Annotated in this window: 26 protein-coding genes; 10 read left to right on the plus strand and 16 right to left on the minus strand. The window is 69.5% G+C overall.

Annotation, left to right across the window (positions count from 1 at the left end):
* The 3 genes from AC1DXK_RS04135 to AC1DXK_RS04145 all read right to left on the minus strand — a co-directional run.
* A partial coding sequence (locus AC1DXK_RS04135) for a hypothetical protein (protein WP_477296978.1) occupies positions 1-274 on the minus strand: 274 nt, incomplete at its 3' end.
* A 107-nt stretch (positions 275-381) separates the two neighbouring features.
* Entirely contained in the window at positions 382-615 is a 234-nt protein-coding gene (locus AC1DXK_RS04140) for a hypothetical protein (RefSeq protein WP_457103961.1), read from the minus strand.
* A 150-nt stretch (positions 616-765) separates the two neighbouring features.
* Positions 766-1,395 carry a carboxymuconolactone decarboxylase family protein gene (locus AC1DXK_RS04145; protein WP_457103962.1) on the minus strand — a complete coding sequence of 210 codons (630 nt, stop codon included), beginning with the start codon at positions 1,393-1,395 and terminating at the stop codon, positions 766-768.
* Positions 1,396-1,558: 163 nt separating this feature from the next.
* On the opposite strand from AC1DXK_RS04145, the gene hrpB reads away from it, so the two are divergent.
* The 7 genes from hrpB (at position 1,559) to AC1DXK_RS04180 (ending at position 8,814) form a co-directional block, all read left to right on the plus strand.
* The gene (gene hrpB, locus AC1DXK_RS04150; RefSeq protein ID WP_477296980.1) at positions 1,559-4,018 is read left to right on the plus strand and encodes an ATP-dependent helicase HrpB; all 2,460 of its coding nucleotides are present in this window, start codon (positions 1,559-1,561) and stop codon (positions 4,016-4,018) included.
* Between the two features lie 47 nt (positions 4,019-4,065).
* Complete coding sequence (locus tag AC1DXK_RS04155) at positions 4,066-4,491, plus strand: PaaI family thioesterase (protein ID WP_457103964.1); 426 nt, start codon at positions 4,066-4,068, stop codon at positions 4,489-4,491.
* Between the two features lie 74 nt (positions 4,492-4,565).
* Complete coding sequence (locus AC1DXK_RS04160) at positions 4,566-5,789, plus strand: SMP-30/gluconolactonase/LRE family protein (RefSeq protein WP_457103965.1); 1,224 nt, start codon at positions 4,566-4,568, stop codon at positions 5,787-5,789.
* 270 nt (positions 5,790-6,059) lie between these two features.
* On the plus strand, positions 6,060-6,644 hold the full coding sequence (locus tag AC1DXK_RS04165) for a DUF1285 domain-containing protein (RefSeq protein WP_457103966.1): 585 nt from the start codon (positions 6,060-6,062) through the stop codon (positions 6,642-6,644).
* The gene (locus AC1DXK_RS04170; protein ID WP_457103967.1) at positions 6,641-7,312 is read left to right on the plus strand and encodes a CoA pyrophosphatase; all 672 of its coding nucleotides are present in this window, start codon (positions 6,641-6,643) and stop codon (positions 7,310-7,312) included. The genes AC1DXK_RS04165 and AC1DXK_RS04170 overlap by 4 nt, the downstream gene beginning before the upstream one ends.
* A 9-nt stretch (positions 7,313-7,321) precedes the next feature.
* Positions 7,322-7,579: a DUF6111 family protein gene (locus AC1DXK_RS04175; RefSeq protein WP_020093505.1), complete on the plus strand. Its 258-nt coding sequence runs from the start codon at positions 7,322-7,324 to the stop codon at positions 7,577-7,579.
* Positions 7,576-8,814, plus strand: coding sequence for a CCA tRNA nucleotidyltransferase (locus AC1DXK_RS04180; protein WP_457103968.1), 1,239 nt, complete (start codon positions 7,576-7,578; stop codon positions 8,812-8,814). Before AC1DXK_RS04175 ends, AC1DXK_RS04180 begins: the two co-directional genes overlap by 4 nt.
* 7 nt (positions 8,815-8,821) lie before the next feature.
* On the opposite strand, the gene AC1DXK_RS04185 is transcribed toward AC1DXK_RS04180, so the two are convergent.
* From AC1DXK_RS04185 to AC1DXK_RS04215, 7 genes are all read right to left on the minus strand, one after another.
* Complete coding sequence (locus AC1DXK_RS04185; RefSeq protein WP_457103969.1) at positions 8,822-9,223, minus strand: F0F1 ATP synthase subunit epsilon; 402 nt, start codon at positions 9,221-9,223, stop codon at positions 8,822-8,824.
* Positions 9,224-9,364: 141 nt separating this feature from the next.
* Positions 9,365-10,822, minus strand: coding sequence for a F0F1 ATP synthase subunit beta (gene atpD, locus AC1DXK_RS04190; RefSeq protein ID WP_477296984.1), 1,458 nt, complete (start codon positions 10,820-10,822; stop codon positions 9,365-9,367).
* 42 nt (positions 10,823-10,864) lie between these two features.
* Positions 10,865-11,755 carry a F0F1 ATP synthase subunit gamma gene (locus tag AC1DXK_RS04195; RefSeq protein ID WP_457103971.1) on the minus strand — a complete coding sequence of 297 codons (891 nt, stop codon included), beginning with the start codon at positions 11,753-11,755 and terminating at the stop codon, positions 10,865-10,867.
* A 134-nt stretch (positions 11,756-11,889) separates the two neighbouring features.
* Positions 11,890-13,422 (minus strand): F0F1 ATP synthase subunit alpha, encoded by a 1,533-nt coding sequence (gene atpA / locus AC1DXK_RS04200; protein WP_457103972.1) that lies wholly within the window; start codon positions 13,420-13,422, stop codon positions 11,890-11,892.
* Positions 13,423-13,476: 54 nt separating this feature from the next.
* Positions 13,477-14,049 (minus strand): F0F1 ATP synthase subunit delta, encoded by a 573-nt coding sequence (locus AC1DXK_RS04205; protein ID WP_457103973.1) that lies wholly within the window; start codon positions 14,047-14,049, stop codon positions 13,477-13,479.
* 210 nt (positions 14,050-14,259) lie between these two features.
* Entirely contained in the window at positions 14,260-14,955 is a 696-nt protein-coding gene (locus AC1DXK_RS04210; RefSeq protein WP_477296987.1) for a DsbA family protein, read from the minus strand.
* 107 nt (positions 14,956-15,062) lie between these two features.
* Complete coding sequence (locus tag AC1DXK_RS04215; protein WP_457103975.1) at positions 15,063-15,689, minus strand: 2-hydroxychromene-2-carboxylate isomerase; 627 nt, start codon at positions 15,687-15,689, stop codon at positions 15,063-15,065.
* Positions 15,690-15,901: 212 nt separating this feature from the next.
* Between AC1DXK_RS04215 and AC1DXK_RS04220 the strand changes: the two genes are divergently transcribed.
* Positions 15,902-17,140 carry an argininosuccinate synthase gene (locus tag AC1DXK_RS04220; RefSeq protein WP_457103976.1) on the plus strand — a complete coding sequence of 413 codons (1,239 nt, stop codon included), beginning with the start codon at positions 15,902-15,904 and terminating at the stop codon, positions 17,138-17,140.
* A gap of 30 nt (positions 17,141-17,170) precedes the next feature.
* Here the strand turns inward: AC1DXK_RS04220 and AC1DXK_RS04225 are convergent, their stop codons facing one another.
* Positions 17,171-17,815 (minus strand): hypothetical protein, encoded by a 645-nt coding sequence (locus AC1DXK_RS04225; protein ID WP_457103977.1) that lies wholly within the window; start codon positions 17,813-17,815, stop codon positions 17,171-17,173.
* 62 nt (positions 17,816-17,877) lie between these two features.
* Positions 17,878-18,528, minus strand: coding sequence for a monofunctional biosynthetic peptidoglycan transglycosylase (gene mtgA, locus AC1DXK_RS04230; RefSeq protein ID WP_457103978.1), 651 nt, complete (start codon positions 18,526-18,528; stop codon positions 17,878-17,880).
* A 155-nt stretch (positions 18,529-18,683) separates the two neighbouring features.
* Here mtgA and AC1DXK_RS04235 point away from each other — a divergent pair, with 155 nt between their 5' ends.
* Together AC1DXK_RS04235 and AC1DXK_RS04240 are read left to right on the plus strand one after the other, a co-directional pair.
* The gene (locus AC1DXK_RS04235) at positions 18,684-19,655 is read left to right on the plus strand and encodes a polyprenyl synthetase family protein (protein ID WP_457103979.1); all 972 of its coding nucleotides are present in this window, start codon (positions 18,684-18,686) and stop codon (positions 19,653-19,655) included.
* A 71-nt stretch (positions 19,656-19,726) separates the two neighbouring features.
* Positions 19,727-20,083, plus strand: coding sequence for an energy transducer TonB (locus tag AC1DXK_RS04240; protein ID WP_457103980.1), 357 nt, complete (start codon positions 19,727-19,729; stop codon positions 20,081-20,083).
* Positions 20,084-20,123: 40 nt separating this feature from the next.
* On the opposite strand, the gene mmsB is transcribed toward AC1DXK_RS04240, so the two are convergent.
* From mmsB to AC1DXK_RS04260, 4 genes are all read right to left on the minus strand, one after another.
* A complete protein-coding gene (gene mmsB / locus AC1DXK_RS04245) occupies positions 20,124-21,353 on the minus strand; it encodes a multiple monosaccharide ABC transporter permease (protein WP_477296991.1) in 1,230 nt (409 codons plus the stop codon).
* On the minus strand, positions 21,350-22,885 hold the full coding sequence (gene mmsA / locus AC1DXK_RS04250) for a multiple monosaccharide ABC transporter ATP-binding protein (RefSeq protein ID WP_457103982.1): 1,536 nt from the start codon (positions 22,883-22,885) through the stop codon (positions 21,350-21,352). The genes mmsB and mmsA overlap by 4 nt, the downstream gene beginning before the upstream one ends.
* A gap of 96 nt (positions 22,886-22,981) precedes the next feature.
* Positions 22,982-24,058, minus strand: coding sequence for a multiple monosaccharide ABC transporter substrate-binding protein (gene chvE / locus AC1DXK_RS04255; RefSeq protein ID WP_457104067.1), 1,077 nt, complete (start codon positions 24,056-24,058; stop codon positions 22,982-22,984).
* A gap of 652 nt (positions 24,059-24,710) precedes the next feature.
* On the minus strand, positions 24,711-25,463 hold the full coding sequence (locus tag AC1DXK_RS04260; protein ID WP_457103983.1) for an SDR family oxidoreductase: 753 nt from the start codon (positions 25,461-25,463) through the stop codon (positions 24,711-24,713).
* Between the last annotated feature and the right edge of the window lie 8 nt (positions 25,464-25,471).

The raw sequence follows: 25,471 nt of genomic DNA on the forward strand, positions 1-25,471 counted from the left end.
GCGTGGCGTAGACCGGGGCGTCCTCCTCGTAGACGCGGTAGGCGGGAGCCCGACGCACCACCACGGGGGCCGGAGCGTAGCCATAATCGGGCTCGCCGTAACCGTAGCCCGGCGCCCCGTGTGCCTGGGTCGCGGCGCCGATCAGCGCACCGGCCGCCAAGCCACCGAGGATGCCGGCCGCGATGGCACCGCCGCCGCGGGCTTCGGCGGTCGTGGAGGCCAGGCTGCCCGCGCCGATCAGCGCGGCGGCCGAGAGCAGAGCGATGCGTGTCATGACCTGTCTCCGGAAGCAGTGCGGAACGCCTGCGGCGCCCCGGATCACGGAGGACACAGTGCCACCCCCGCCCTGCACCGACGCTGAAGCCGCCCTGCAGCCACTGTTCAGCTTGCGGGCTCGGCCTCCGGATGCGGCACGGCCCGGATGTAGCCGCGGGAGATCAGGCGGCTGCGCTCCCGGGTGCGCCGCTCCGCCTCCATCAGGTCCGACAGGGCGTCGGCGATCGCGCAGCGCAACGCGATCCCGGCATCGCCGCCGGCGAAGCCGAGATACGCGGTGCTGATCGCCTCGACGGGACAGGCATGCTCGTCGCGCGCGGCCAGGGCCTGGATCGGCATCGGGTTCTCCATCGTTGGGTACGGGAACGAAAAGAGAACAAGCCAGAAGGGTTAATGTTTCGTCAAGACAGGGCCGGATGCCCGCATCACCCGGCCCGAACCCTGTGGAGAACTCGGATTTCGCCTAGACGCGGCTGTGGATAAGCCGGCTCATTCGGGCATCCGCGGCAGCAGCTTACCGTCCGCGGGAATCGGATAGCGCGCGGCGTTCAGCTCCATGGCGAGGAAGGTGTAGTAGCCGGAGATCGCCGCGAGATCGACGATCGCCGCCTTGCCGAACCGGGACTCGGCCCGCGCGTAGGTCGCATCCGAGACGCGCTTGTTATCCTGAAGCTCGGACGTGAAATCGTACACGATGGTCTCGTCGTCGCTCATCTTGGCCGGGCGGCGGCCGTCGCGGATGGCGGCGACGATCTCGGGCGCGATCCCGGCCTTCTCGGCGATCGGCGCGTGGACGTACCACTCGTAATCTTGCGTCCAGCGGCGGGCGGTCATCAGGATCACCAGTTCCGACAGCGTGGTGCCGATCTTCGGCTTGAAGCGCAGGTAGTCGCCCATCGACCGGGCGAGGGTCATGACCTCGGGCGAGTGCATGAGGGGCTCGAACGGCCCGAACGGCGGCTTGCCCCGCGCCTGGGTGAAGGCGTCGGCCGCCTGCTTCTGCTCGGGGGTGTAGTCCTGCGGCGGGATCGTCGGCAGGCGGTCCTGCGCCCGCGCGACGGCCGTCGCCAGCGGCAGGGCGAGGGCGGCAAGCGCCAGCGCGCGGTGGAAGGTGTTCATCGTTTCACTCCCGAGGGGATCGTTTGAGTCCCGCGGCACGATCGCGGCAGCGCCGCCCGGCCGCCAGGGTCTTGGTTGCCGATGACGTGTCGAAACCCGCGCGCCGTCACGGGGCGGGCGGACCGGTTGCCTTCGGGGCCGCGCCGCGCCATCAGCGGCCGCGATGGCCGGCCCCGCACCCGTGCTGCCGATCGAGGCAGCGCTTCCCGATCTGCGCCGCGCGCTCGCCGCGCGCAGCGGCGCCGTGCTGGTGGCGCCGCCCGGCGCCGGCAAGACGACGCGTGTGCCCCTGGACCTGCTGGACGCGCCCTGGCTCGACGGGCGGAAGATCATCCTCCTGGAGCCCCGTCGCCTCGCCGCCAGGGCCGCTGCCGCCCGGATGGCGCAGACGCTGGGCGAGCCCGTCGGCGGGACGGTCGGCCTGCGGGTCCGGCTCGGCTCGAAGATCTCCGCGCGGACGCGGATCGAGGTGGTCACCGAGGGCGTGTTCACCCGCATGATCCTGGACGACCCGGAACTCGCCGGAATCGGTGCGGTCCTGTTCGACGAGTTCCACGAGCGCTCCCTCGACGCCGATCTCGGCCTCGCACTGGCGCTCGACGCGCAAAGCGGCCTGCGCGAGGACCTGCGGATCCTTGTCATGTCGGCGACGCTCGACGGTGCCCGGGTCGCGCGGCTGATGGACGATTGCCCGGTTGTGACCTCCGAGGGCCGCGCCTTCCCGGTGGAGACCCGGTACGTGGATCGCGACCCGAACCGCCGGATCGAGGACTCGGTGGCCGAGGTCACGCTGCGGGCTCTGCGCGCGGATCCGGGCTCGGTCCTGGTGTTTCTGCCCGGACAGGCGGAGATCCGCAGGACCGCCGACCTCCTCGCCGAGAAGGTCGATGCCGCGGTGCAGCTGGCACCCCTCTACGGAGCGCTGACGCCGGCCGAGCAGGACCGCGCCGTCTCCCCGGCGCCGGCCGGCACCCGCAAGGTCGTGCTCGCCACGAGCATCGCCGAGACCTCCCTGACGATCGAGGGCGTTCGGATCGTCGTGGATTCCGGCCTCGCCCGGATCCCGGTCTACGAGCCGGGCCTCGGCCTGACCCGGCTGGTCACGGCCCGCGCCTCCCGGGCTTCCGTGGATCAACGCCGGGGCCGGGCCGGGCGGACCGAGCCTGGCCTGTGCTGGCGCCTCTGGTCTGAGGCCGGCACGAACGCCCTTGAACCCTTCACCCGGCCCGAGATCCTGTCGGCCGACCTCGCCGGGCTGCTCCTCGATTGCGCCGCCTGGGGCGTGGCCGAGCCGGGCTCGCTCCCCTTCCTCGATCCGCCGCCGGCCCCGGCCCTGGCGGAGGCCCGCACGATGCTGGCCGATCTCGGGGCGCTCGACCGGGATGGACGCCTGACGGCAATCGGCGCGCGCCTGCGCGCCCTGCCACTGCCGCCGCGGCTCGCCCGGATGGTGACAGTCGCGGCCAGAACCGGCCAGGGCCGGGCCGCCGCCGACCTCGCGGCCGTGCTGGTGGAGCGTGGGCTCGGGGGGGACGGCCTCGACCTCGACGAGCGGGTCGAGCGCTTCCGGCGCGACCGGGGACAACGCGCCGCCGACATGCGGCGGCTCGCGGACGGCTGGGCTCGGATCGCCGGGGCGGGCCGGCCGGCGGAATCCGAACCGGCCGCGGCCGGCCCGCTCCTGGCACTCGCCTATCCCGACCGTGTCGCCCGAGCCAGGGGCCGCGAGGGCGAGTTCGTGATGGCGAGCGGACGGGCCGGCCGTCTCGACCCCGCGAGCGCGCTCGCCCGCGAAACCTATCTCGTCATTGCCGATCTCGCCGGATCGGCCGGCAACGCCCGGATCCTCGCCGCGGCGGCGATCGGGACCGAGGCGATCGAGCGGCTGTTCGCCGACCGGATCGAATCCCGCACCGAGATCACGTTCGATCCGCAGGCCGCGGCCCTGCGGGCTCGGGCGGTCCGGCGGCTGGGCGCCGTGAGCCTCGGGGCGCGGCCGCTGCCGGTGCCCGCCGAACCGGAGAGCGCGGAGATCCTGGCGCGCGGCATCGCCGATCTCGGGATTGAGCGTCTGCCCTGGACGCCGGCCCTGTCGCAATGGCGCGCTCGGATCCGCTTCCTCCACGCCGCAGAGGGCGATGCGTGGCCGGATCTCTCGGACGTGGCTCTGGCGCGCACCGCGGAGACGTGGCTCGCGTCGGCTCTCCTCGGGCGTGCCGCCCTCGCGTCGGTCACGGCGGACGACCTCGCGGGTGCCCTGCAGGCCCTGCTGCCCTGGGACCTGCGCGCCCGGCTCGACGCGGAGGCTCCGACCCACGTCGAGGTGCCGACCGGGTCGCGCATCCCGGTGGACTACACCGCCGAGGAACCGGTCCTGGCCGTGCGGGTCCAGGAACTGTTCGGCCTCGACCGGCATCCCAGGGCCGGGGGGCGGCCGCTGGTCCTGCACCTGCTGTCGCCGGCGCAGCGCCCGATCCAGATCACCCGCGACCTGCCGGGCTTCTGGCGCGGATCCTGGGCGGCGGTGCGCTCCGAGATGCGCGGGCGCTATCCGCGCCATCCCTGGCCGGAGGATCCCCTCAGCGAGTCCCCGACCCGCCGGGCCAAGCCCCGGGGCACCTGACGGCCACGACACCCCTCGACAGACGCGACCAGAACGGACCGGACACGATGACCAACGACACGACCGCACGTGACCCCGCCGCCGACGGATGGGCGCTGGTGGAGGACAAGGGCTTCATCGCCCATGTGGGGCCGCTGCGTCTTCGCGCTGCCGACGGCGCCTACGCGTTCCGGGCCGAGCAGAAGCATGCCAACCTGATCGGCGTGGTCCATGGCGGCATGCTGATGAGCTTCGCCGACCGCGCCCTCGGCGAGACCGCGATGCGCGCCGCGGACGGTGCCAACTGCGTCACCATCCAGCTTGAGATGAAGTTCATCGATGTCGGCCGGCTCGGCGACTGGATCGAGATCCGGCCGCAGGTGGTCAAGCGCACCGGCTCCCTCGTGTTCATGCGCGGCGACGTCCGCGACGGCGCGCGCCTCCTCGCCTCGGCGGACGGGGTCTGGAAGATCCTGCGCCGCCGGCCAAGTTGACCGGGACAGGACATCGATCCTAACGTGATGGCCCGCCCCGCGGCCCCCGCGCGGGCCGCGCGATGGAGGATCCCATGCGGAAGGCGAAGACCGACGCATTCGGAACCGCGGCGGATCGAGGCTCGGCCGCACTCTCCCGGCGCGCGATCCTCGCCGGCCTGGGAGCCGTCGTCACCGCGGCCGGGGACGCTTCGGCGCGGCCGGAGCCGCCCAGCACCGTGACCAGCCCGCCGCGCGACTTCCGGCCGGGTTCATCCCCGACCACGTACTTCACCGATCCGGACGTGATCACGGTCGATCCGGCCTTCGAACCCTACGTGGTGGCGAACAGTGCCATCCGCCGGCTCTGGACCGGCGCGCTCTGGGCGGAAGGCCCGGCCTGGAACGCAGTCGGCCGCTACCTCGTCTGGAGCGACATCCCGAACAACCGGCAGATGCGCTGGCTCGAGGAGGACGGGCACGTCTCCGTCTTCCGGATGCCGAGCAACAATTCGAACGGCAACAGCTTCGACCGCCAGGGCCGCCAGCTCAGCTGCGAGCACGCCGCCGGGCGCGTCGTGCGCTACGAACTCGACGGCGCGGCGACGGTCCTGGCCGACAGCTTCGAGGGCAAGCCGCTCACGTCGCCCAACGACGTGGTCCAGCATGCCGACGGATCGTACTGGTTCACCGATCCGCCCTACGGCGCGCTGCTCTACGAGGGCCTGGCCGACGCGCCGGGCGGCCCGGGCAATCCGCAGGGCCGCCTCGACCCGCGACTCGGCCAGCCGGCCGGCATCAAGCCCCGGCGGCGCACGCTGCCGAACGCGGTGTACCGCATCGATCCGTCCGGCCGGATCGACCGGGTCCTCACCGACGATCAGGTGCCCGATCCGAATGGCCTGTGTTTCTCGCCCGATCACCGGACGCTCTACGTCTGCTCCACCGGGAAGGGACCGGGGGATACCGGCCCCGGCGGCAAGGGTGAGATCTACGCCTTCGATGTCGGCGACGGACCTGCGCTCGCGAACAAGCGGCTGTTCGCGGATTGCATCGTCGACGGGGTGAAGTGCGGTCCCGACGGCCTGCGGGCGGACGTCGACGGCAATCTCTGGGTCTCGAGCAATGCCGGCCGGGCCGTGGGCTACAACGGCGTCACCGTCTGGACGCCGGAGGGGAGGCTGATCGGGCGGATCCGCCTGCCCGAGGTGTGCGGGAACCTCACCTTCGGCGGCCCCAAGCGGAACCGCCTGTTCATGGCGGCGAGCCAGTCGCTTTACGCGCTCACGGTGAACACACAGGGCGCCGGACCGGCCTGAGGCGACCGCCAGGGCCGTTCCCGATCTGGTCGCAACGGTCAGGAAGACCGGCGTCTGCGCTGGCGACAGCCGCGCCGTGACCCTGCTCCTGTGCGGGAGGGGACCTGCGCCTCGTTCGGCACGGGCACAGTGATCGATACCGTCCTGACCCGATCGGGAACGGCTCCAGCGCGCCCGGCAGGGGCCGGCATGGCCGCCGCGCAGTCGCGATCGCAGGACACGGCCGCCGGCCATGGCTGTGGGCGCCGGGGGGCGCTATCTGTATCGGGCATGAGCGAGGATACCACCCCCGACCCGACCCTGGGCCGCCTGAGCGCGGCCCTCGGGGACCTGCCGAAGCGCGGATTGCCGCCGGTGGAACGGTGGGATCCGCCCTATTGCGGCGCCATCGACATCCGCATCGCCGCGGACGGGACATGGCACCACAACGGCGCGCTGATCCGGAGGGACAAGCTGGTCAAGCTGTTCGCCAGCATCCTGCGCCGCGAGGCGGACGGCCGGACCGTCCTGGTCACGCCGGTGGAAAGCGTCGGGATCACGGTCGAGGATGCGGCCTTCGTGGCCGTCGAGATGGCCGTCGACGGCACGGGGGAGGCGCGGCGCATCGCCTTCCGGACCAACGTCGACGATCTGGTGAGCGTCGATGCGGAGCATGCCCTGCGCTTCGACGAGGGGCCGGACGGGGCGCTCAAGCCCTATCTCCATGTCCGCCGCGGGCTGTGGGCGCGCGTCACCCGGGCGCTGACCTACGACCTCGTGGACCTCGCCGAGGAGCACAGCGTCGACGGGCAGCCCTGGCTCGGCCTGTGGGCCGGCGGGACGTTCCACACCATCGCGCGGGTTGCCGCCGCGTGAGCGATCGCCTCGCCGACTTCCTCGCCCGCGCCGCCATCGGTCTGTCGCGGGATCCGCCCGGGCCGGACGATCCGCTCTCCAATCCCCGCGGCGACCACACCCTCGACCCGGACGGCTCGGCCGTGATGCCGCCGCCTCCGCACCGCCGCGCCGCCGTACTGGTGCCGGTCGTGCTGCGCGACGACGGGCCGAGCCTCATCTTGACCCTGCGGGCCGCGAATCTGCGCGATCATTCCGGGCAGGTCGCCCTTCCGGGGGGCAAGATCGATCCGTCCGATCCCGGCCCCGCGGATGCGGCCCTCCGGGAGGCCTTCGAAGAGATCGGGCTCGATCCCGGCTTGGTGAGGCTGCTCGGCTATCTCGATCCTTATCTCTCGGGGACGGGCTTCATGGTGACCCCGGTGATCGGCTTGGTCGGGTCCGAGGCGGCCCTGTCGCCCAACCCCACGGAGGTGGCCGACGTCTTCGAGGTCCCGCTCCACATCCTGATGGACCGGGAGCGGTACCGCCTGCGCTCCCGCGCGTGGCAGGGACGCGAGCGCTGGTTCTACGCCCTGACCTTCGGGGAGCGGCTGATCTGGGGTGTCACCGCCGGGATCCTGAACAACCTCCGGGAACGACTCTACCCGGAGGCGGAGGCGGGCGACGTCCGCCGCGCGGCGCGATAGGCTGGCCCCATGCTGCGCCGCATCCTCGAAGAGTTCGGCCTCTTCCTCATCCCCTTTGCCCTGTTCCTGGTCTACCTGCTGCTGTCCGGCCGCAACCCGCTGCGCCGGGTGCACTGGGACGCGCACCTGTTCCGCCTCGTCCTGGCCGGCTTGGCGGTGGTGATCGGCACCCTCGTCTACGAAGGCCTGTTCTCCGAGCGCCGCCCCGGTGGCTACGTGCCGACGCACATGGAGAACGGCCGCCTGGTGCCGGGCGGTTTCCGTTGACGCCTCCCCTCGATCCCGCAGGTCTCGCGACCTTGCTCGCGCGTCCGGGCGTGCGCCGGGTGCTCGCGGCCCTGGACCGTCCCGGCGCCGAAACGCGCCTGATCGGCGGCTGCGTGCGGGATGCGCTGCTCGGCGTGCAAAGTGCCGACATCGATATGGCGACGACCCTCCTCCCGGAGGCGGTAATGGATGCGGCGCGGCAGGCGCGGGGCCTCAAGGCGGTGCCGACGGGGATCGAACACGGCACCATTACCCTGGTGACCGAGGACGGCCCGATCGAGGTCACCACCCTGCGGGAGGATGTCGAGACCGATGGTCGCCGCGCCGTGGTCCGATTCGGGACGGACTTCACCCGCGACGCTGAGCGGCGTGATTTCACGATCAACGCCCTCGCGCTCGGTGCCGACGGCACGCCGCACGATCCGGTGGGCGGCCTCGCCGATCTCGCGGCGGGCCGCGTGCGTTTCATCGGCGATCCGGCGACCCGCATCCGCGAGGACGCCCTGCGGATCCTGCGCTTCTTCCGCTTCCAGGCCCGGTTCGGCATCGAAGCCCCGGACGCCGCAGCCCTGGCCGCCTGCGTCGCCGCGCGGGACAGCCTCGACCGGCTCTCCCGCGAGCGCGTCCGTGCGGAGTTCCTGAAGCTGCTGGCGGCGTCCGGCGGACCGGCCATGGTGGTGACGCTCAGCGCCACCGGCCTCCTGATGCGGATCACCGGCGGCGTCGGCGAGCTCGGGCGGCTGGACCGCGCCGCTGCGGCGGATCTCGCTCCGGTGATGCGCCTCGCGGCTCTGTCGGTCGGTGACCGGCACGACGCGGAGCGCCTCCGCGAGCGACTGCGCCTCTCGAACGCCGAGCACGGACGGCTCGCCGGCTATGCCGGCCTGCTGACCGACCTGCACGGTCGCGAAAGGCTGGATGGGGCGGCGGTTCGCGCCCTGGCGGCCGAATACGGCTCGACGCAGCTGGCGGAGACGCTGGCGATCCTGGCGGATGAGCCGCGGCCCGTCGTGACCGAAGCGGCGCGGACCGTCCTGAACGCGCTCGGGAGCCAGGGCGGCACGCCGGTCTTTCCGCTGACCGGGGCGGATCTGGTCGCGGCAGGCCTCAGCCCGGGACCCGCGATCGGTCGCGGCCTCGCCGCGGCCCGAAAGATCTGGCTGGACAGCGGATGTCCGACGGCTGAGGAGGCGCGGGCCGAATTGCTGGCGCGGGCGCTCGAGAGCGCCCGCTGAGCAGCGTTCAGAGCTTCAGGAGAGCCTTGGTCTCCCGAAGCTGGACGATCTGACCGTTCAGCTCCTCGCGCTTCTGGAGATCCTCGGTAGCGTCACGCTGGATCTCGATCGCCTCGATGTCGCGATCGAGGGATTCGTGGGTCAGCTCCTCGATGGGCGCCGCCCGCTCGGCCAGCACGGTGACGGCGGTCGGGCCGATATCGGCGAATCCGCCGCGGACGTAGATCCGCTTGCCCGACCCCTGGCTCTCGGTGATCACGATGACGCCGACCCGCAGCGAGGTCAGCACGGGCGCGTGGCCCGGCATCACGGTCATTTCGCCCTCGGTGCCGGGCAGCTGAACGGCGGTCACCTCGCCGGAATACAGCGTCCGCTCGGGGCCGACGAAATCGAAGTGAAAGGTGGCCATGGGCTGACGGGTTCCCGGATCCGCGACGCGCGCCCCGCCTTACGGGGAGGGGTTGGTAGAAAATGCCACGCGGACGGCACCGGTGAGGTTCGTCCGCGCAGCTTCCATCCCCTTCCCGCGCGGGGAAGGGGAGGTGTCGTCTTAGGCGGCCTTCAGCTTCTTGGCCTTCTCCTGAGCCTCCTCGATGGTGCCAACCATGTAGAAGGCGGCCTCCGGGAGGTCGTCGTAATCGCCGTTCACCAGGCCCTTGAAGCCCTTGATGGTGTCCTCGRGGGCGACCTGCTTGCCCGGCGAGCCGGTGAACACCTCGGCCACCGAGAAGGGCTGCGAGAAGAAGCGCTCGATCTTGCGGGCGCGGGCSACSGTCAGCTTGTCCTCTTCGGACAGCTCATCCATGCCCAGGATCGCGATGATGTCCTGGAGCGCCTTGTAGCGCTGCAGGGTCTGCTGGACGCGGCGGGCGACGTCGTAGTGCTCCTCACCGAGGATGGTCGGCGACAGCATGCGCGAGGTCGAGTCCAGCGGATCCACCGCCGGGTAGATGCCCTTCTCGGCGATCGAGCGCGACAGCACGGTCGTGGCGTCGAGGTGGGCGAACGATGCGGCCGGAGCCGGGTCGGTCAGATCGTCGGCCGGCACGTAGATGGCCTGCACCGAGGTGATCGAGCCCTTGTTGGTGGTGGTGATGCGCTCCTGCAGGGCGCCCATGTCGGTGGCGAGCGTCGGCTGATAGCCCACCGCCGAGGGGATGCGGCCGAGGAGCGCCGACACCTCGGAGCCCGCCTGCGTGAAGCGGAAGATGTTGTCGACGAAGAACAGCACGTCCTGGCCCTCGTCGCGGAACTGCTCCGCAATGGTCAGGCCGGTCAGGGCGACGCGCGAGCGGGCGCCGGGCGACTCGTTCATCTGGCCGTAGACCAGGGCGCACTTCGAACCCTCGGCCGAGCCGCCATTCTCCTTCGGATCCAGGTTCACCTTGGACTCGATCATCTCGTGGTAGAGGTCGTTGCCCTCGCGGGTGCGCTCACCCACGCCGGCGAACACCGAGTAGCCCGAGTGCACCTTCGCGATGTTGTTGATCAGCTCCATGATCAGCACGGTCTTGCCGACGCCGGCGCCGCCGAACAGGCCGATCTTGCCGCCCTTTGCGTAGGGGGCGAGCAGATCCACCACCTTGATGCCGGTCACGAGGATCTGGGCCTCGGTCGACTGATCGGCGTAGGAGGGGGCCGGCTGGTGGATGGCACGGTAGGTGTCGCACACGACCGGGCCGGCCTCGTCGATCGGCTCGCCGATGACGTTCATGATGCGGCCGAGCGTGTTCATGCCCACCGGAACCTTGATCGGCTCGCCGGTGTCGAAGCACTCCTGGCCGCGGGTCAGGCCTTCGGACGTGTCCATGGCGATGCAGCGGACGGTGTTCTCGCCGAGCTGCTGGGCGACCTCGAGGACGAGGCGGGCGCCGTTGTTCTTGGTCTCGAGCGCGTTCAGGATCTCGGGCAGGTGGCCCTCGAACTGCACGTCGACCACGGGGCCGATGACCTGGGTGATCTTGCCGGACTTGTTGGAGCCGGTGCCGGGGAGTGCGGTGTTCGCCATCGTTAACCTACCCTTCAAGCTGTGCGGTCGGGTCGCGGTGCCTCAGAGGGCTTCCGCACCCGAGATGATCTCGATGAGTTCCTTGGTGATCATGGCCTGACGCGTCCGGTTGTAGATCAGCGTCTGCTTCTTGATCATCTCGCCCGCGTTGCGGGTCGCCGAATCCATGGCGCTCATGCGCGCCCCCTGCTCGGAGGCGGCGTTCTCCAGGAGCGCCCGGTAGATCTGCACCGTCAGGTTCTTCGGCAGCAGCGTCTCCAGGATCGCCTCCTCGGAGGGCTCGAATTCCAGTGCGGCGTTGCCGGCGGCGGCCTTCGCGGTCGTGTCGGCCTCGGGCAACTCGGCCGGGATCAGGCGCTGTGCGGTCGGGATCTGCGAGATCACCGAGCGGAACTCGGAGAAGAACAGGGTCGCGACGTCGAACTCACCGTTCTCGAAGCGGGTCAGGATCTTGTCGGCGATCGAGGCCGCGAAATCGTAATCCACCGGGCGGTTGCCGCGGATGTCCATGCTCTCGACGATCTGGTCGCGGTACTGGCGGCGCAGCGCGTCGAGACCCTTCTTGCCGACCGTCATGATCCTGACGGTCTTGCCCTCGACGGTGAGCTTCTGGGCGTATTCGCGCACCGCGAGGCGGACGATCGACGAGTTGAACGCGCCGGCGAGGCCACGGTCGCCCGTGCACACGACGAGCAGGTGCGTCTGCTCGGAGCCGGTCCCGGACAGGAGCCGCGGGGCGCCGACGCCGCCGACGAGGTTGCCCGCGAGGTTGCCGAGCACCGCCGACATCTTCTCGGCGTAGGGACGGCCCGCCTCGGCGGCCATCTGCGCCCGACGCAGCTTGGCGGCGGCGACCATCTGCATSGCCTTGGTGATCTTCTGCGTCGCCTTSACCGAGGTGATGCGGTTGCGCAGGTCCTTCAAACTCGCCATCGGGTGAGGTCCAGGTCCGTTCTATGGGCCTCTCCTTCCCTCGGCGGGAAGGAGCCGGAAGTTCGGGCGGTGCAGCGGGGACCGGGATCCCCCCGCACCACCCAAGATCCCTCCCCGCGGGGAGGGGCCTCACATCAGCCGATCGACTTGGCGACGCTCTCGACGATGCTCTTCAGCTTGCCGGCGTTCTCGTCCGACAGGTCCTTGGAGGCGGCGATCGAGTCGAGCAGGTCCTTGTGCTTCGAGCGCAGGGTCGAGAGCAGCGCGTCCTCGAAGGGACGGACCTTGCTGACCGGCATCTTGTCCAGGTAGCCGTTCACGCCGGCGTAGATCACCGCGACCTGCTCTTCCATCTTCAGCGGCGAGAACTGCGGCTGCTTCAGGAGCTCGGTCAGCCGCGATCCGCGGTTCAGGAGCGCCTGGGTGGAGGCGTCGAGATCCGAGCCGAACTGCGCGAAGGCGGCCATCTCGCGGTACTGCGCGAGCTCGCCCTTGATCTTGCCGGCGACCTTCTTCATCGCCTTGGTCTGGGCCGACGAGCCCACCCGCGACACCGAGAGGCCGACGTTCACCGCCGGGCGGATGCCCTGGTAGAACAGGTCGGTCTCGAGGAAGATCTGGCCGTCGGTGATCGAGATCACGTTGGTCGGGATGTAGGCCGAGACGTCGTTGGCCTGGGTCTCGATGACCGGCAGAGCGGTCAGCGAGCCGTTGCCGGCGGCGTCGCCCATCTTGGCGGCGCGCTCGAGCAGGCGGCTGTGGAGGTAGAACACGTCGCCCGGATACGCCTCGCGGCCCGGCGGGCGGCGCAGCAGCAGGGACATCTGGCGGTAGGCCACGGCCTGCTTGGAGAGATCGTCGTACACGATCACGGCGTGCATGCCGTTGTCGCGGAAGTACTCGCCCATGGCGCAACCGGCGAACGGCGCGATGAACTGCATCGGGGCCGCATCGGACGCCGTGGCGGCGATGACGATGGAGTATTCGAGGGCGCCCTGGTCCTCCAGGACCTTCACGAACTGGGCCACCGTCGAGCGCTTCTGGCCGATAGCGACGTAGATGCAGAAGAGCTTGGCCTTCTCGTCGCCGCCGGCGGCGTGGCCGGGCTTCTGGTTCAGGATCGTGTCGAGCGCGATGGCGGTCTTGCCGGTCTGGCGGTCGCCGATGATCAGCTCGCGCTGGCCGCGTCCCACCGGGATCAGGGCGTCGATCGCCTTCAGGCCCGTGGCCATCGGCTCGTGCACCGACTTGCGCGGGATGATGCCTGGCGCCTTCACGTCGACGCGGCGACGCTCGGTGGAGACGATCGGCCCCTTGCCGTCGATCGGGTTGCCCAGGGCGTCGACGACGCGGCCGAGCAGGCCCTTGCCGACCGGCACGTCCACGATGGCGCCGGTCCGCTTGACGGTCTGGCCTTCCTTGATCTCGCGGTCGGAGCCGAAGATCACGATGCCGACGTTGTCCTGCTCGAGGTTCAGGGCCATGCCCCGCACGCCCGACTCGAACTCGACCATCTCGCCGGCCTGGACGTTGTCGAGGCCGTAGGCGCGGGCGATGCCGTCACCCACGGACAGGACCTGTCCGACCTCGGAGACCTCGGCCTCTTCGCCGAAGTTCTTGATCTGCTCTTTCAGGATCGCGGAGATCTCGGCGGCGCGGATGTCCATACTCGGGCCTCTGTCGCTGATGCGTCTATTTGTGTTCGGGTCGGATGGGGGCGCTTAGCGCGCGGCCCGCATCGCGAGGCGGATACCGTTGAGCTTGGTCTTGAGGGAGGCGTCGACCATGCGCGACCCCATCTTCACGACGAGGCCACCGATCAGGCTGGGGTCGACCACGAGGTCGAGGGCGACCTCGGCCTTGGCGATGTCGCGCAGCGACGCCTTGATCTCCTCGATCACGGTGTCGGACGGCTTCTCGGCCACCCGCACCTGAGCGCGGACGATGCCCTTCGAATCCTGGACCAGGCTGCGGAAGGCGCTGATCATGTCGGGCAGGGCGAAGAGCCGGCGGTTCGACGCCGCGAGGCGGATGAAGTTGCCGGCGAGACCGCCGATCGCCGCCTTGTCGAGGACCGCGCCGATCGCGGCGGCCTGCTCCCCGGCGCTGAACACCGGACTGCGGACGAGGCGGCGGAGATCCGCGCTCTCGTTCAACAGCGTGTCGAATTGATTGAGGGAGTCAGCGACCGCGTCGACCTGGCGCTCGTCGCGCGCGAGTTCGAACAGGGCGGAAGCGTACCGGCCCGCCACGCCTGCGACCAGGGGACCAGCCTCGGAACCGTTCTGCGCCACCCGTCGCTCTCTTCTCTGGTTGCCCGCCCGCTCCGCGCGCTCCGGCAGGAGCGCGGTGCGTGACCGTTCGGGACGTGGGATCGCGCCGGCAACGGACAGGGTCGAGAACTGTCCTCGCGGCGCGGCGACCGCCTAGCATGCCAGCATGGCCGCGCGCAACACGGCAGGCGAGCGCGCTGCGCGCCAGGACGGCGGAAGTGTGACGCCGGGTCAGTTCCCGCAGGCGAGCCGGTCGCAGCGCCGGACGCTGGCGATCATCTTCGCCATGGCGCGGCCGCCCGGATGGCCGAGGATGCCGCTGTTGCCGAGGACGTAGGACGGCGTCGCGTAGAGTCCGAGATCCGCCGCGATGCGCATCTGGCTCTTGAGCGCTGCGCGCACCTCCTCGCTATCGGCGATCTCCTCGACCTCGGCCTGCGGAACCCCCAGTGCCGCCGCGGCGGTCAGCGCGCCGGGGCCGTCGATGCGGCCGGGCTTGCCCAGCAGCGTCTGATAGAAGTGCCAGGCGGCCTCCGAGCCAAGTTTGCGCTGCACCGCCAGCATCACCTTGGCGGCCTGGGCCGATTGCGGCGACAGGATCGGGTTGTGGACAAGCCCGATGCGCAGTTCCGGATCGCTCTCGTGCAGCGCGACCACGTCGGCGGCGGCCTTCCGGCAATACGGGCAGTTGAAGTCGAAGAACTCGTAGAGCGTCGCGCCGGCCTCCCGCGGACCGACATAGGTGATGCCCCGCAGGGCAGGGATCTGCCCGGTGATCTCGCCCGGCAGGATCGAGTTCGCCACCGCCTTGCCGTCGTCACCGGTGACGGCGAACCTCTGACCGTAGGACTGGRCGACCGCGCGACCGGGACCCGATCCCAGGGCTGCGCAGGCGGCGGCGAGGAGGAGTCGACGGGATACAGGCATGGGGTCCGTCCGAGGCATTGCTGTCCCACTCCGGTCGCGCCACAGGGGCGCCGGACCGGAGCCGGGGAGTCGAGTGGTTTTGATGGCCGAGTGGCGTGAACGGGGTCCTACCGGAGCCCCTTCGGCCGATCGCCAGAGGCCCAGGCCAGCGCCTGTTCCAGGCGGTCGTTCCCCCAGAACAGCTCGCCGTCATCGGCCAGGAAGGTCGGCGCGCCGTAGATCCCGCGGGAGCGCGCCTCCTCGACGCTGACCCGCAACTTGGTCTTGTTGGCCTCGGCGGCGGCGGCCCGGACCGTCTGCGTCCCGTCCAGGCCGAGCGAATCGAGGATCTCGGCCACCGCCGCCGGCTCCGCGATGGAGCGGCCCTCGGCGAAGCTCGCGGCGAAGATCGCCTTCGAGAACGGCACCAGCCAGTCCTGGTCCTGGCCGAGCACGGCGACCCGCACGGCGCTGAGGCTGTTTTGCGGGAATTGGGCCGGGCGGGTCACCGGCGGCAGGCCGAGATGGGCCGCCTCGCGCTCGACGTCCCGCCACATGTTCTTGCCCTTGGCCGGATAGAGGTTGAACGGCGAGGTGGTCCAGCCCTGGGACGCGAAGAGCGGCCCGACCAGGAACGGGCGCCACCGGATCGCCACGCCGGCCTCGGCCGCCGCCGCCTCGACGCGCATCGCCGCGAGGTAGGAGTAGGTGGAGGCGAATTCGTACCAGAACTCCAAAATTGGCTGGCGCGCCATAGACTTCGCTTCTCCGATGCACTTTCGCGGCGATGACGACTGGCAACGCCCGTGCCGCTTCTGACACAGCCGCAAGGCCACTGTGAGGCGAAACGCGGCCGATCCGCCAGCATCGTGGCTACGCGCGAGACGGCGCGCCGGTTGCAGGCCGATGACACCCGCGATAAGCCGCTGAGGCCGAGCCAGATCCCTCGCCCAGTTCCGGAAGCCGCATGTCCGTCCCCGCGAAGAGTCCCGTGAAGAAGGTCGTGCTGGCCTATTCCGGCGGCCTCGACACCTCGATCATCCTGAAGTGGCTGCAGACGACCTACGGCTGCGAGGTCGTGACCTTCACGGCCGATCTCGGCCAGGGGGAGGAACTGGAGCCGGCGCGCCGCAAGGCCGAACTCCTCGGGATCAAGCCCGAGAACATCTTCATCGAGGATCTGCGCGAGGAGTTCGTCCGCGACTACGTCTTCCCGATGTTCCGGGCGAACGCCGTCTATGAGGGCGTCTATCTTCTCGGCACCTCGATCGCCCGGCCGCTGATCGCCAAGAAGCAGATCGAGATCGCAGAGCGGGTCGGGGCCGACGCGGTCTGCCACGGCGCCACCGGCAAGGGGAACGACCAGGTCCGATTCGAACTCGGCTATTACGCGCTGAAGCCCGACGTCACGGTGATCGCCCCGTGGCGCGAGTGGGACCTTCGCTCCCGCGAGCAGCTGATCGCCTTCGCCGAGCAGCACCAGATCCCGATCGCCAAGGACAAGCGCGGCGAAAGCCCGTTCTCGGTCGACGCCAACCTCCTCCACGCCTCGTCCGAGGGCAAGGTTTTGGAGGATCCGGCCGTCGAGGTGCCGGACTACGTTTACTCGCGCACCCTCTCCCCCGAGGAGGCGCCCGACCAGCCGACCGTCATCACGATCGGCTTCGAGCGCGGCGACGCGGTCTCCATCGACGGCGAGGCGCTGTCGCCTGCGAGTCTGCTGGCCAAACTCAACGAACTCGGCCGCGCGAACGGCATCGGCCGGCTCGACCTCGTGGAGAACCGCTTCGTCGGCATGAAGAGCCGCGGCATGTACGAGACGCCCGGCGGCACGATCCTGCTGCCGGCGCACCGGGCCATCGAGTCGATCACCCTCGACCGCGGCGCGGCGCATCTCAAGGACCAGCTCATGCCGCAATACGCGGAGCTGATCTACAACGGCTTCTGGTTCTCGCCGGAGCGCGAGATGATCCAGGCCCTGATCGACAGGAGCCAGGAGAAGGTCACCGGCACGGTGCGGCTGAAGCTCTACAAGGGCGGCGTCCACGTGATCGGTCGCGAGAGCCCGCACTCGCTCTACGACCAGGATCTCGTCACCTTCGAGGAGGGTGCCGTGGCCTACGACCACCGCGACGCGGCGGGGTTCATCAAGCTCAATGCCCTGCGGCTGCGCACCCTGGCGCAGCGCAGGAAGCGCGAGGGCTGAGGCGCTCGGTCCCGCCGGCGCGGCGACGCGTCAGGCGGGCTCCCAACCCGAGGCCGTGCGCCGGAAGTCGCCCGGCCCGAGATCCGCGTAGCGCAGGAAGATCTGCAGGGCCGGCTGCATCTCGCGGTGCAGCCGGACGAGCTGGGTCCGCCCATCCGCGTCGTCGTTCGCGGCCGCCTCGGGGATCGCGGCGAGGTGACGGGTCATCGCCGCGAGATAGGGACCCGCATCGCCGTATGGCTGCTGCGGGTTAACGCGCGGCACGTTCCGCGCGGGATCCCAGCCGACGGTGAGGTGCGGAACGAGGGCGAGGTGCTCGGCCGTCACCGCGAAGGTGATGTGCTCGGGCGTCTCGCCGGTCTCGGAATCCCGGAACACATCGCCGACCGTGCTGCTGTCGAGCTTGGCCAGGGCGTTGTGGTACTGGTAGCGGCCCGGCTTCAGCGCCGCGTTCTGGATGAAGACCGCCAAGCCGTCCTCGAGCGCGCGATGCTCCTCCTCCGCCCCTTCATCGTCGCCGGTGACGTTGGCGATGTCGCCGTCGCGATCCAGGCTTCCGTAGGGCGCCGCCGGGTGGATGATCGGCGCCCCAGGCTCGGCGCCATCCCACGCGACGACCATCCGGCGGATCAGGGCGATGCGCTCGAGGGTCAGGTCGTAGACGGCATCGCTCATCGTGTATCGGTCCCGGATCTCGCGCTTCGAAGGCCCGTCTTATAGAGGCGGATCGGCCCCTGCTACCGCCGCACGCAACCCGTCAGCCCCTCGATCTGTCCCATCAGGCCCTGAATCCGCGCGGCGCGGCGGCGCACGCCGGGCGAGGGCCGGCCGGCGCTGCGGGTGATCGGGTTGGGCAGGACGGCGGCGAGGAGGGCGGCCTCGTTGCGGGTCAACCGGCTGGCATCCTTGCCGAACCAGTGCCGGCTGGCGGCCTGCGCGCCGTAGATCCCGTCGCCCCACTCGGCGACGTTCAGGTAGATCTCCATCATCCGGCGCTTGCCCCAAAGGGTGTCGAGCGCGAGCGCCAGCGGAATCTCGATGGCCTTGCGGATGTAGGAGCGGCCGGGCCAGAGGAAGACGTTCTTCACGGTCTGCATGGCGATGGTCGAGGCGCCGCGGTTCGGCGAATCCTCATCCTCGACCACGTCGCGGATCGCCCCGAAATCGACCCCGTGATCCAGGCAGAAGCGCTGATCCTCCGAGGCGATCACCGCCTGGGGCAGGGCCGGCGCGATGGCGGAGAGCGGGACAGGATCCCGGCTTACCGGTTGAAGCGTCAACCACCGGCCGAGCATCAGGGTCGACGGCGGCATCACCGCGCTATAGACGAGCGCCAACGTCAGCGCGAGGACGAACCCGACGGCGGGGAGCAGCAGCACGGCTCCCATGATCCGGCGGACACGGCGGGAACGGCGCGGGCGCGCGAGCGGAAGGTCGCGACCTGCCGTCTCCCGCCTGCGTCCAGCCCCGTTCACCGTGAGCCCATCCCCGCCCAACTGACACCCGATTGGTTTTCGCAAGGCCAGGACCGGACGTAAGCCCGATGACCCCGACCCCCTCAACGCAGGCCCCGACCGGTTCGGTCAAGGCAGTCACGCCGGCCGCCGATTTTACCCACAGGTTGACGGAGGTCGCCGGGATGGTCGAGACCTTCCTGGTCGAGCGCCTCGGCCCCGCCGTCGGCCCCGGCGAGATCGCCCGGCCGCCCCGCCTGATGGAGGCGATGCGCCATGCCGTGCTCGGCGGCGGCAAGCGTCTCCGGCCGTTCCTCGCCATCGAGACCGCGCGGATGCTCGGCGGTTCGGAGGCCGCGGCACTGGCCGCGGGGGCCGGCGTCGAGCTGGTCCACTGCTACAGCCTCGTCCACGACGACCTGCCCGCCATGGATGACGACGACATGCGCCGCGGCAAGCCGACGGTGCACAAGGCCTACGACGAGGCGACCGCGATCCTGGTCGGCGATGCCCTGCAGACGCTGGCCTTCGAGATCGTCGCCGACCCGGCCTGGCAGCCGGACGCGCGCATCCGCGCCGATCTCGTGCTCGGCCTCGCCCGCGCCTCGGGCCTGGGCGGCATGGTCGGCGGCCAGCTCCTCGACCTCACCGCCGAGGGCCGGTTCGGCACGGCCAACATGGACGTCGACGACACCCTGCGGATGCAGGCGATGAAGACCGGGGCGATCCTCGCCTTCTCGGTGGAGGCCGGCGCTCTCGTCGGCGGCGCCGACGAGAGCCAGCGGGCCGCCCTCCTGCGCTACGGCCTCGCCCTGGGCCAAGCCTTCCAGATCGCCGACGACATCCTCGACCGGGAGGCCTCACCGGAGGCGATGGGAAAAGCCACCGGCAAGGACAAGGATGCCGGCAAGGCCACCCTCGTCGACCGCCTCGGCCTCGACGGAGCCCGGGCCGAGTGCGACCGTCTCGTCGGCGTCTGCGAGGATGCGGTCTCGTCATGGGGGGAGGGCGCGCGCATACTGCGCGACGCCGCCCGCTTCACGGTCGCGCGCAAGACCTGAATCTTCCGGATGCCGTCGATTGCGCGGATCGGATTGACCGGACCGTAACCGCGCGCGCCCGATGATCGGGCGTGCAATCCAACGATCCGACCTTGAGCCTTCTGGCCGCCGGTTTCGGCCTCGGCGGCCTCGGCTACCTGATGACCCATCCGGAGCCGTCACGAGAGGGAATCCTGATCGGGCTCTCGTGCCTGATCCTGTGCGCCGGGTTCTCCGCGCTTCCGCGTTCCCGGGCGCCCGCGCCGCGGGCGCCGGATGCGGTGCCGTCGGGGGAAGCCGCCGCGGATGCACCGGAGATGTCGACGCCGAAGGGTCCCCAGCCCCACCGGATGCTCCTGATGCAGGTGCGACAGCCGGCGTCCCGCCTGCCCGACGTGGCGACGCACCGGCGGCGCAACAGCGACAGGCAGACGCCCCGCCAGACCTGACGCGTGCCTAACGTTTCAGGCCCGACGAGCGTGCGGTCGCTCAGAGACGGTTGTTCTTGTTGTGAACGTCCAGGCAGACGGCAGCCAGCAGGACGGCCCCCTTGATCACCTGCTGCCAATCGACCCCGATCCCCAGGATCGACATACCGTTGTTCATGATGCCGATGATGAACGCGCCGATCACCACGCCCGAGACCTTGCCGATCCCCCCGGCCGCCGAGGCCCCGCCGATGAAGCAGGCCGCGATCACGTCGAGTTCGAAGCCGATGCCGGCCTTCGAATTGGCGGTGTTGAGACGGGCGACGAAGATCATGCCGGCGAGGGCCGCCAGCGCGCCCATGTTGGCGAAGGTCAGGAAGGTCAGGCGCTCCGTCCTGATGCCGGACAGGCGGGCGGCCTTGATGTTGCCCCCCAGCGCGTAGATCCGACGCCCGATCGTCGTCCGGGTCGTGACGAAGCCGTACACCACCACCAGCCCGAACATGACGAGCAGGACGTTGGGCAGGCCGCGATAGGCGCTCATCTGGTACGCGAAGGCGAGGATCACGATCGCGGTGACGCCGTTGCGGAGGATGAAGGCTGCCGGGGAAGCCACCGGGCCGCCGCTCCTGACCCGCGCCCGCCGGCGGCGCCAATTCAGGCCGACCCCCACCGTCGTGAGCACGAGGGCGATCAGGAGCGCCGTCCAGGGACCGGCGAAATTCGTCAGAAAGCCCTTGGAGAGCAGCTGGAACACCTCCGGGAACGGGCCGATGGAAGCGCCCTGCAGGAGCGCCTGGGTCAGGCCGCGGAAGACCAGCATGCCGGCCAGGGTGACGATGAAGCTCGGAATGGCCAGATAGGCCACGATGTAGCCCTGCAGCCCACCGATGACCGCGCCGACCACGAGACACACGGCGGTGGCGGACAGCGGGTCGAACCCGAAGCGGACCATCAGGAGCGCCGCCAGCGCGCCCACGAAGCCGACGACAGAGCCGATCGACAGGTCGATATGGCCGGCTACGATGACCAGCAACATGCCCAGAGCCATGACGACGACGTAGCTGTTCTGCAGGATCAGGTTGGTGAGGTTCAGCGGCTGGAACAGCACGCCGCCCGTCGCGTACTCGAAGAACAGGGTGATCGCGGCCAGCGCGAACACGAGACCGTATTCGCGCAGCTGCGTCATCGCGAAGACGCCGCGGCGCAGCCGGGGCTCGGTGGCGGCACTGGAGGCCGGCAGTCCTTCGCGGCCGGGAACCATGGCCTTGCTCGCAGAAACTTCGTTCATCCGTTCAGGTCCTTGGCGCGCATGATGGCGCGCATGATCGCTTCCTGGCTGGCCTCGGCGCGGGGAAACTCGCCGACGAAGCGCCCTTCGTTCATCACGTAGATCCGGTCGCAGAGACCGAGCAGCTCGGGCATCTCGGAGGAGATCACCAGGACGCCCCGGCCGTCATCGGCCAGCTCGTTGATAATGCTGTAGATCTCGTACTTGGCGCCGACATCGATGCCGCGGGTCGGCTCGTCGAGGATGAGCACCTTGGGCTGGGTGAACAGCCACTTGCTCAACACGACCTTCTGCTGGTTCCCACCCGACAGATTGACGGTCTGCTGCGTCACCCCGAAGGAACGGATGCGCATCTTCGTGCGGTAGCCGCTCGCCACCCGGTGCTCGGCGTCCTCGTCGATCACCGCGGCGGTGGAGATGCCCGGCAGATTCGCCAGGGTCGTGTTCCTGGCGATGTCCTCGCCGAGCACGAGCCCGAGCTGTTTGCGGTCCTCGGTGACGTAAGCGAGGCCCGCCGCGATCGCCCGCTCGACCGTCGAGACGTCGACCGCCGCACCATCGATCCGGACGGTGCCGCCGATGCCCTGCCCGTAGGACCGGCCGAACAGGCTCATGGCGAATTCCGTCCGGCCCGAGCCCATCAGCCCAGCGATCCCGACGATCTCGCCCCTGCGCAGGCTCAGGCTGACGTTGCGCACCACGGTCCGTTCGGCATGGACGGGGTGGTGGACCGTCCAGTCCCGCACCTCCATCAGCACGTTGCCGATCCGCGGCACGCGCACCGGATAGCGGTTCGCCAGGGTACGGCCGACCATCGCCCGGATGATGCGGTCCTCGTCGATCGCTTCGCTGCGGCAGTGAAGGGTCTCGACGGTGGTGCCGTCGCGCAGGACGGTGATCCGGTCGGCGACCTTGGCGATCTCGTTGAGCTTGTGGGAGATCAGGATGGACGCGATGCCCTGCGCCTTGAAGCGCAGCAGCAGCCGCAGCAGGGCCTCGCTGTCCGTCTCGCTGAGGCTCGCGGTCGGCTCATCGAGGATCAGCAGCCTGACCTTCTTGGAGAGCGCCTTGGCGATCTCGACGAGCTGCTGCTTCCCGACACCGAGTTGGGTGACGAGGGTTTCGGGATTCTCGTGGAGCCCCACCAGGGCCATCAGCTCGCGGGCGCGGGCATAGACCCGGTCGCGGTCGATGATCCCGAACCGGGCCGGCTCGTTGCCCAGGAAGATGTTCTCGGCGATCGACAGGTACGGGACCAGGGCCAGTTCCTGGTGGATGATCACGATCCCGAGTCGTTCGCTGTCGGTGATGTTCCGGAACTGGCCGGGGCGGCCCTCGTAGACGATCTCCCCCTCGTAGGACCCGTGGGGATAGACGCCGCTCAGGACCTTCATGAGCGTCGACTTCCCGGCACCGTTCTCGCCGACCAGGGCGAGGATCTCGGCGGGCTCGACAGTGAGGTTGACGTCGTCGAGGGCCTTGACGCCGGGGAACGTCTTGGAAATTCCCCGCATTTCGAGGATGGGCTGCATGCGGCGCCTTCCAGCTCGGACTGCACGTGCGCACCCCGCGCCGGCGATGTCGGCGCGGGACCGGGATCGAACGGGACCCTTCGGTCCCGGCTTCGGTCACTTGAGCTGGTCGAGGGTATAGTAGCCGGTGTCGACCAGGGCCGGCTTCCAGTTGGCCTTGGTGACGATCACCGGGGTCAGCAAGTAGGACGGGACGATCTTCTTGCCGTTGTCGTAAGTCTTCGCGTCGTTGATCTCCGGCGGCCGGCCGGCCTCGATGGCGTCGATCATCGCCACCGTGACCTTGGCCAGATCGCGGGTGTCCTTGAAGATCGTCGCCGTCTGCTCGCCCGCGATGATCGACTTCACCGCTTGCAGCTCGGCGTCCTGGCCGCTGACCACCGGCAGCGTCACCCCGCCGGAGCCGTAGCCGACGCTCTTCACCGACGAGAGGATGGCGGTGGAGATGCCGTCATAGGGCGAGAGCACCGCATCGAGATGGGCGTTGCCGTAATAGGCCGAGAGCAGGTTATCCATCCGGGCCTGGGCGGTCGCGGGGTCCCAGCGCAGGGTCGAGACCTTGTCCATGCCGAATTGGCCCGAGCGGACCACCAGCTTCTTGGCGTCGATGTAGGGCTTCAGCACCGACAGGGCACCGTCGTAGAAAAAGTATGCGTTGTTGTCGTCGGGTGAGCCGCCGAACAGCTCGATGTTGAACGGACCCTTGCCGTCCTTCAGCCCGAGGGCGTCGACGATGGAGGTCGCCTGCTGGACGCCGACCTTGTAGTTGTCGAAGGTGGCGTAATAGTCGACGTTCGGCGTCCCCTTGATGAGCCGGTCGTAGGCGATGACCTTGACGCCGCGCTCGCTCGCCTTCGCCAGCACATCGCTGAGGGTGGTGCCGTCGATGGAGGCGACAACCAGGATCTTCACCCCCTTCGTGAGCATGTTCTCGATCTGAGCGAGCTGTGTGGGGATATCGTCGTCCGCGTATTGCAGATCCGGCTTGTAGCCTTTGGTTTTCAGAAGCCTGACGATGTTGTTTCCGTCATCGATCCACCGCTGCGACGACTTCGTCGGCATGGCGACCCCGATCGGATCCCCATCGGCAGCCTGCGCCGAGGTGGCGGCAGGCGCCCCTAAGAGCGCCGAACCAAGGATCGAACTTATAATCAATCTCTTTATGTTCATAATTCCCCCCTCATTTTTGTTTTATTCTTCGAATTATTTAATAATGATCACTCTAAAATCGATCATACCTACTCGAATATGACCGTCTTTATCTTCAGATGACACCGCTTTGCGGCGATAAAGCCCACGATCTACACGGAAGCATCTGTCAAAGTAGCGACGATGCCGTTAATCACGTGGTGCCGGGCACACGGACAGGATCCAGCGTGGCCCGAGGTGACCGGCGGCCAAGCGTCGAAGTCGGCGCGCAAGCGGCGCATGCGGTCTTCTTGCGGGGCCGGGTTTCACCTCGGCCGCCAAGGTTGCCTGATTTGTATGAGTTATAGAACGGGGCGTCAATCGGAGGGTGCCGATCGCGCTCCAAAATCGGTCGGCTGTGGATTCCCGTCGGAGACGCGATCGACGGCTGGCGCTTCGCGGATCGCAAACCGGAACCTGCCGGGTTCACCGCGGCCTCGGAGAGACCGAAGCGGAGCCTGCGGGCGCGCGATGCGTGCCGACGCGGGCCGCACAGCGGTGCCGCCGGCTCATGGTGCGTCGGAGCGCGGCCGCGACATCCCGAGGGACCCGGAGCGCGGGCAAAGCCGGTCGCGGCTCAAGGTTAGACGAACCCGGAGTTCGGATGTGCTTGCGTCCCGGCGACGGTCCGGACGGCTCAGCCGCGACCGACGAACGGCATCTTGGTGGCCATGATGGTCATGAACTGCACGTTGGTCTCGAGCGGCAGGTTCGCCATCGACAGCACCGCCTGGCCGACATGGTCCGGATCCATCACCGCCTCGGCGCGCAGGGAGCCGTCTGCCTGAGGGACGCCGGCCTTCATCTTGCCGCCCATGGGGGTGTCGGCATTGCCGATGTCGATCTGGCCGCAGGCGATGTCGTAGGCGCGCCCATCGAGGGAGGTCGCCTTGGTCAGGCCGGTCACGGCGTGCTTGGTCGCCGTGTAGGCGATGGAGTTCGGCCGGGGGGCATGCGCCGAAATCGAGCCGTTGTTGATGATCCGGCCGCCGCGGGGATCCTGGTCGCGCATGATCCGGAAGGCGTGCTGGGTGCAGAGGAACAGCGCGGTCAGGTTGGTGTCGACCACCTGCCGCCACGTCTCGAGCGGCAAGTCCTCCAGGGGCACGGCCGGCGCGCCGATCCCGGCATTGTTGAAGAGCAGGTCGAGGCGGCCGAACGCGGCCTGCGTGCGGGCGAACAGGGCGGCGATCGACTCCGGGTCGGTCACGTCGGTGGACACCGCGAGCGCCCGGTCTCCGCCGATCTGCGCGGCGACCTCGTCGAGGGGGGTCTGCCGTCGCCCGGACAGCACCACGCGCCATCCGGCGCCGGCGAGCGCCAGGGCGGCGGCCTTGCCGACCCCCGTCCCCGCCCCGGTCACGATCGCGATCCGATCAGCCCTCGACATGCCTTCCT

Source organism: Methylobacterium sp. P3_A11 (assembly GCF_056403155.1).